5 protein-coding genes and 1 rRNA gene are annotated in these 6597 nt (G+C 31.8%); 5 read left to right on the top strand and 1 reads right to left on the bottom strand.

Annotated features, from left to right (window positions below; all coding sequences use genetic code 11):
* The 3 genes from rrf to cmk all read left to right on the top strand — a co-directional run.
* A 5S ribosomal RNA gene (gene rrf, locus MPF19_RS19470) occupies window positions 1–77 on the top strand; the annotation flags it as partial.
* Window positions 78–221: 144 nt separating this feature from the next.
* On the top strand, window positions 222–1250 hold the full coding sequence (gene porQ / locus MPF19_RS06965) for a type IX secretion system protein PorQ (RefSeq protein ID WP_249987412.1): 1029 nt from the start codon (window positions 222–224) through the stop codon (window positions 1248–1250).
* A 1-nt stretch (window position 1251) separates the two neighbouring features.
* Window positions 1252–1944 carry a (d)CMP kinase gene (gene cmk / locus MPF19_RS06960; protein WP_203393662.1) on the top strand — a complete coding sequence of 231 codons (693 nt, stop codon included), beginning with the start codon at window positions 1252–1254 and terminating at the stop codon, window positions 1942–1944.
* Between the two features lie 133 nt (window positions 1945–2077).
* Here cmk and MPF19_RS06955 read toward each other — a convergent pair whose 3' ends face one another.
* Window positions 2078–2707, bottom strand: coding sequence for a 7-carboxy-7-deazaguanine synthase QueE (locus tag MPF19_RS06955; RefSeq protein WP_203393661.1), 630 nt, complete (start codon window positions 2705–2707; stop codon window positions 2078–2080).
* Window positions 2708–2951: 244 nt separating this feature from the next.
* On the opposite strand from MPF19_RS06955, the gene rpsA reads away from it, so the two are divergent.
* On the top strand, window positions 2952–4763 hold the full coding sequence (gene rpsA / locus MPF19_RS06950) for a 30S ribosomal protein S1 (RefSeq protein ID WP_249987410.1): 1812 nt from the start codon (window positions 2952–2954) through the stop codon (window positions 4761–4763).
* A 416-nt stretch (window positions 4764–5179) separates the two neighbouring features.
* On the top strand, window positions 5180–6571 hold the full coding sequence (gene glmM / locus MPF19_RS06945; protein WP_249987409.1) for a phosphoglucosamine mutase: 1392 nt from the start codon (window positions 5180–5182) through the stop codon (window positions 6569–6571).
* Window positions 6572–6597 lie beyond the last annotated feature (26 nt).

The raw sequence follows: 6597 nt of genomic DNA, 5'->3' as shown, positions 1-6597 counted from the left end.
CCATCTCGAACAGAGAAGTTAAGCCCAATCGCGCCGATGGTACTGCATTTATGTGGGAGAGTAGGTCGCCGCCTTTCTTTAAACCTCAATTCTTATGAATTGAGGTTTTTTTTTGTGCTAAAATGAAATGTTTTGGTGGAATTTTATCATATTTGTTTATTCTATTTATAATATTATAGCTTATTTTCGTTATTTATTAGAAGCTGTTTATTTATCTCTTAATGAATTATAAAAACATTGTATTTTCTATTTTTATTTTTTCTATTTGTTCTATGCGTGGACAAGTTGGGGGAGAAAAAGTGTATCAGTTTTTAAATGTATCTACTTCTGCTCGTCAAGTTGCATTAGGTGGAGAAGTTTTAACACTTTTAGATGATGTGAATCAACCTATATGGAACCCTTCTGTAATTAGTGTTGAGATTGACAATAAATTGTCTGCCAATTATACTAGTTTTTTAGCGGGAATAAATATTGGTTCTTTAGCTTATGCTAAAACTATTTCTAGACGGTTTGGTACCATTCATGGAAGTATTAAATATATTGATTATGGTTCTTTAATTGGAGCTGATGAAGAAGGCAATGAAACTGGAGATTTTAATGCTAGTGATATAGCGGTATCGGTGGGTTATGCTTTAAATATTCCAGGATCAAATTTTTTTGTAGGTTCTAATATTCGTTTTATAAATTCTAATATAGCTAATTTTTCTTCTATTGGTGTGGCAACAGATTTAGCTATTTTGTACTACAGTCCTTATAAGCCTTTTACATTTACTTTGGTTGCTAGAAATATAGGTGTTCAATTACAGACTTATAATGGAGTAAACGAAAAATTACCTTTTAAAGTTGCTTTAGGTGGTTCTTATAAATTAGAACATGTTCCTTTAAAATGGTATGCTACTATTGATAATTTACAGAAATGGGATATCTCAGTGCCAAACCCATCTGATCAAACAACGGATTTAGAAGGGAATATTACTAATGATAAAGTTGGTTTTATTGGTAATGCTTTTAGACATTTTGTAATTGGGGGAGAGTTGTTCCCTGAGAGTTTTATTAATTTAAGGTTGGGCTATAATTTTAGAAGAGCCGCGGAATTGAAATTACAAAATGCGAGAACTTTTAGTGGTTTTTCTTATGGATTTGGAATTCAAATGAACAGATTAAAGTTTAATTATGCGTATTCTAAGTATCACTCTGCAGCAAATGCAAGTACTTTTAGTTTATTAATAGATTTAGATAGTAGAAGATAATATGAGTAAAAAAATTATTATTGCAATTGATGGATTTTCATCTACCGGTAAGAGTACCATTGCTAAATTACTAGCAAAAAAGTATAATTATATTTATGTAGATACTGGTGCAATGTACAGAGCTGTTACTTTGTTTGCAAAACAAAATAGTTTTGTAGGTAAAGATTTTTTAGATAAAGAAGCACTTGTTTCTAGTTTAAAAGATATTTCTCTTACTTTTCAGTTTAACAAGGAATTGGGTTTTGCGGAAATGTTTTTGAATGGTGAAAATGTTGAGAAAGAAATTAGGACTTTAGAGGTATCTCAATTGGTTAGTAAAGTAGCTACTATTTCTGCAGTAAGAAAAAAGTTGGTGGCTGAACAACAAATAATGGGAGAAAATAGTGGAATTGTTATGGACGGTAGAGATATTGGTACTGTTGTTTTTCCGGGTGCAGAACTGAAATTATTTATGACCGCATCTGCGGATAAAAGGGCAACCAGACGTTATAAAGAGTTGGTTGATAGAGGTGATAAAGTGGATTTTAAAGATATTCTTTTTAATGTTGAAGAAAGAGATAGAATTGATTCTACGAGAGAAGACTCTCCTTTAATGAAAGCAATTGATGCAATTGGTTTTGATAATTCTGATATGGGAATTACAGAGCAATTTGAACGTATTTGTACGTTAGTAGATAGAAAACTTTCTGAATAACATTAAATTTATAAATGCGCTTAGCCCTGATTGAACGGTTTGTTTGAGCTCTTTTTTATTCCTTTTTAGGATAAAAAAAGCGAGTAGTGAAAGCAGGAAACAGCTTCTAATAAAAATAGTTAATACCTGAATATTATGGAATATTCAGGTATTTATGCGTTTGTAAAGAAATTTTCCACTTTGGATTTTTCATCACATAATCTACAATTTCTGGTGTCATTTTTTCTTTTTTACTCCATTCTGGTTGTAAAAATAACTGACATTTTTCGCCAACTTTGGCAGCTTCTTGTTCAGCAAAATCAAAATCTGACTTGTTATGAATAATCATTTTAAGTTCGTCTGCTTCTGGATAACATTCGTCTAAAGGCATTTTTGTTTTCTTTGGTGAAAGACAAAACCAATCCCATTTTCCGGAAAAAGAATAGGCTCCAGAAGTTTCTATATGTGTTTTTATATTATTCTGCTGAAGTAATTCTGTAATATAATTCATTGGCCACATTAAAGGTTCTCCACCCGTAATAACAACCGTTTTAGCGTGTTTTGTTACATTCTTTACAATTGTATCTGCTAGGGTTGGTGGGTGCAATTCTGCATTCCAACTTTCTTTAACATCACACCAATGGCAACCCACATCGCAACCACCAACTCTAATAAAATAAGCTGCAGTGCCTGTATGAGAACCTTCACCTTGTATTGTATAAAACTCTTCCATTAACGGAAGCATAATACCTTTGTTTACTAAATCTTTTGTCTTTTTATCCATCTTCATTAATATCAACCCTAAAAAGGTTTTAAAAGTGCAAAGGTAGTTTTTTGTGTATCAAGAATAAAAGGAATAATAAATTAATTCTAATTGCTTAATAATCAAAACAATTTTGTAAATTTGCACTCCTTTTTACGAGAACAGATTTATAAGAAGGATATTTAAAACAATTTATAAAAACAACTCTTTGCGTTTATATCGTTAAAATCTGATAAACAATAAGATACAAAATTATTATTCAGAAATGTCTGAAGAAACAAAAAACACTGAAGAGCAAGTAGTTGCTGCTGAAGTACAAGAAACAGCGACTCCAGCTGTAGATCCACAACAATTTTTAGCTGATTTTAACTGGCACAAATACGAACAAGGTATTGAAGCTGTTGATGAGGAAAAATTACAAGCATTTGAAAAAGCATTAGAAGGAACTGTAGGTTTTGTAAACGAGCGTGACGTAATTGAAGGAACTGTAATCAGAATTACTGATAGAGATGCAATCATCGATATCAACTCTAAATCTGAAGGAGTTATTTCTTTAAACGAATTCCGTTACAACCAAGGTTTAGCTGTTGGAGATAAAGTAGAAGTATTAGTTGACAAAAGAGAAGATTCTTCTGGTCAGTTAGTATTATCTCACAAAAAAGCAAGAGTTATTAAAGCATGGGAACGTGTTAACAATGCTCATGAAACTGGTGAAGTAGTTAACGGTTTCGTTAAATGTAGAACTAGAGGTGGTATGATTGTAGATGTTTTCGGAATCGAAGCATTCTTACCAGGATCTCAAATTGACGTTAAGCCAATTAGAGATTACGATCAATATGTTGAGAAAACAATGGAATTCAAAGTTGTTAAAATCAACCACGAATTTAAAAACGTTGTTGTATCTCATAAAGCTCTTATTGAAGCTGATATTGAATTACAGAAAAAAGAAATTATTGGTCAATTAGAAAAAGGACAAGTATTAGAAGGTATTGTTAAAAACATTACTTCTTATGGTGTCTTTGTTGATTTAGGTGGTGTAGACGGATTAGTACATATTACTGATTTATCTTGGTCTAGAATCAATCATCCTAATGAGGTTGTAGAATTAGATCAAAAATTAAACGTTGTAATTTTAGACTTTGATGATAACAAATCTAGAATTCAATTAGGTTTAAAACAATTATCTGCTCATCCTTGGGAAGCTTTAAACACTGACTTAAAAGTTGGAGATAAAGTAACTGGTGAAGTTGTTGTTTTAGCTGATTATGGTGCGTTTGTAGAAGTAGAACAAGGAGTAGAAGGGTTAATTCACGTTTCTGAAATGTCTTGGTCAACTCACTTACGTTCTGCACAAGATTTCGTAAAAGTTGGAGATAAAGTTGAAGCTCAAATTTTAACTTTAGACCGTGAAGACCGTAAAATGTCTTTAGGTATTAAACAATTACACCCAGATCCTTGGACAGATATTACTACTAAATATCCTGTAGGTTCTACTCACACTGGTACAGTTCGTAACTATACTAACTTTGGTGTATTCGTAGAATTAGAAGAAGGTATTGATGGTTTAGTTTATATCTCAGACTTATCTTGGACTAAGAAAGTGAAACATCCTTCAGATTTTGTAACTGTTGGTGATAAGCTTGAAGTACAAGTATTAGAATTAGATGTAGAGAACAGAAAGTTAAACTTAGGTCATAAGCAAACACAAGATAACCCTTGGGATGCACATGAAGCTACGTATGCAATCGGTTCTAAGCACACAGGAACAATCAAAGAAAAGAATGATAAAGGAGCAGTTGTAACTTTCGCTGATGGCGTAGAAGGATTTGCACCTACAAGATTCTTAGAAAAAGAAGATGGTTCTAAATTAGAAAAAGGAGACACAATAGAATTTGTAGTTTTAGAATTCTCTAAAGAATACAGAAGAGTTGTTGTTTCTCATACATCTTTATTTAAAGAGCAAGAGAAAAGAAATGTGAAAGTTGCCGTTAAGAAAGCAGCAGAAGCAGAAAAAACTACCTTAGGAGATATTGGTGGTCTTGCAGCATTAAAGAAAAAAATGGAAGAAGGTAAATAATCATTTACATTTCTAATATATTTTAAAAGTCGATACAATTTGTATCGACTTTTTTTGTGCCTTAAAATTTTCCAGTATAAAAAAAAATATTTTTCATTAGTGAATACTGAATACTGAATACAGCCAACACTTTCTCTGGGCGTTCCCTAAAAAGGTCGGGCTTTTCACTGTATCTTTTTATAGCTGTCATTGCGAAGTTTACTTTTTTGTAAACTGTGGCAATCTCATCATTAATTAACAGATTGCTTCGTTCCTCGCAATGACGCTTTTTAATAAGGGCTATAAAAAGGATGCCGTTACAATCCCTAACGCACATTTTTGCTAACATATAGCGTGCACAAAATTAACAGCTCACTAATTTATTTTATCACTTAATAGAATTATATTTGTTCCGCTTAAAAAGACAACCATAAAATATGACATTAATAAAATCAATATCAGGAATTAGAGGAACCATTGGTGGAAAAACTGCTGATAATTTAACACCAATAGATGCAGTAAAATTTGCTTCAGCTTACGGTGCATTTATTAAAGCAAGAAATGCAGGTAAGAAAAAAATAAAAGTGGTCATTGGTAGAGATGCTCGTATTTCTGGTAAAATGATATCTAGTTTAGTAGCGAATACGTTAGTTGGTTTAGGAATAGATGTAATCGATTTAGGTTTATCTACAACACCAACCGTAGAAGTTGCTGTACCTTTAGAAAAAGCAGATGGAGGAATCATCTTAACCGCTTCTCACAACCCAAAACAATGGAATGCTTTAAAACTTTTAAATGAAAAAGGAGAGTTTTTAAACGGAGCAGAAGGAGAGCAAATTTTAGTTTTAGCAGAAAGTGAAGATTTTTCATTTGCAGAAGTAGATGATTTAGGTTCTTATAAAAAGAATAAAAAATACCTTAAAAAACATATTAAAGAAGTTCTAAAACTAGATTTAGTAGATGTTAAGGCTATTAAAAAAGCAAAATTTAAAGTAGTTGTAGATGGCGTAAATTCTACAGGAGGAATTTTTATACCGGCTTTATTAAAAGAATTAGGCGTAAAATGTGTAGAGTTATATTGTACTCCAAATGGTGAGTTTCCTCACAATCCAGAGCCTTTAAAAGAGCACTTAACAGATATTTCTAAATTAGTAGTTAAGAAAAAAGCAGATTTCGGAATTGTAGTAGATCCAGATGTAGATCGTTTGGCTTTAATTTCGGAAGACGGTTCTATGTTCGGAGAAGAATATACATTAGTTGCTTGTGCAGATTATGTTTTAGGGAAATTAGGAGGAGGAAATACGGTTTCTAATTTATCATCTTCTAGAGCCTTAAGAGATGTTACCCAAAAACATGGCGGAACATACACTGCTTCTGCAGTTGGTGAAGTAAATGTGGTTATCAAAATGAAAGAAACCAATACAGTAATTGGTGGAGAAGGAAATGGCGGAATCATTTATCCTGCTTCTCATTATGGTAGAGATTCTCTAGTAGGTGTTGCTTTGTTTTTATCGCATTTAGCAAATAAAAAAATATCTTGTAAAGAATTAAGAGATTCTTACCCAAGTTATTTTATGAGTAAAAATAAAATTCAGTTAACACCAGAAATAGATGTTGACAAGATTTTAGAAACAATGGCGTCTACCTATTCTAACGAAGATGTTAATACAATAGATGGTGTAAAAATTGATTTTGCAGACGAATGGATTCATTTAAGAAAATCGAATACAGAACCAATTATTAGAATTTATACAGAAGCAAAATCACAGCAAGCTGCAGATGACTTAGCAGTAAGATTTATCAATGAAATTAAAGCAATTATAGCATAATATTTTGAAAAATAAAGTAATTATAG

It is taken from the genome of Polaribacter sp. Z014, from assembly GCF_023555435.1.
Taxonomy (GTDB): Bacteria; Bacteroidota; Bacteroidia; order Flavobacteriales; family Flavobacteriaceae; genus Polaribacter.
Note: the sequence above shows the minus strand (reverse complement) of the source record. Positions and strands in the feature narration are given on the sequence as shown.

Excerpts from the sequence above, each read along its gene's own strand:
- porQ (WP_249987412.1), top strand. The coding sequence starts at position 222 with ATGAATTATAAAAACATTGTATTTTCTATTTTTATTTTTTCTATTTGT.
- cmk (WP_203393662.1), top strand. The coding sequence starts at position 1,252 with ATGAGTAAAAAAATTATTATTGCAATTGATGGATTTTCATCTACCGGT.
- MPF19_RS06955 (WP_203393661.1), bottom strand. The coding sequence starts at position 2,707 with ATGGATAAAAAGACAAAAGATTTAGTAAACAAAGGTATTATGCTTCCG.
- rpsA (WP_249987410.1), top strand. The coding sequence starts at position 2,952 with ATGTCTGAAGAAACAAAAAACACTGAAGAGCAAGTAGTTGCTGCTGAA.
- glmM (WP_249987409.1), top strand. The coding sequence starts at position 5,180 with ATGACATTAATAAAATCAATATCAGGAATTAGAGGAACCATTGGTGGA.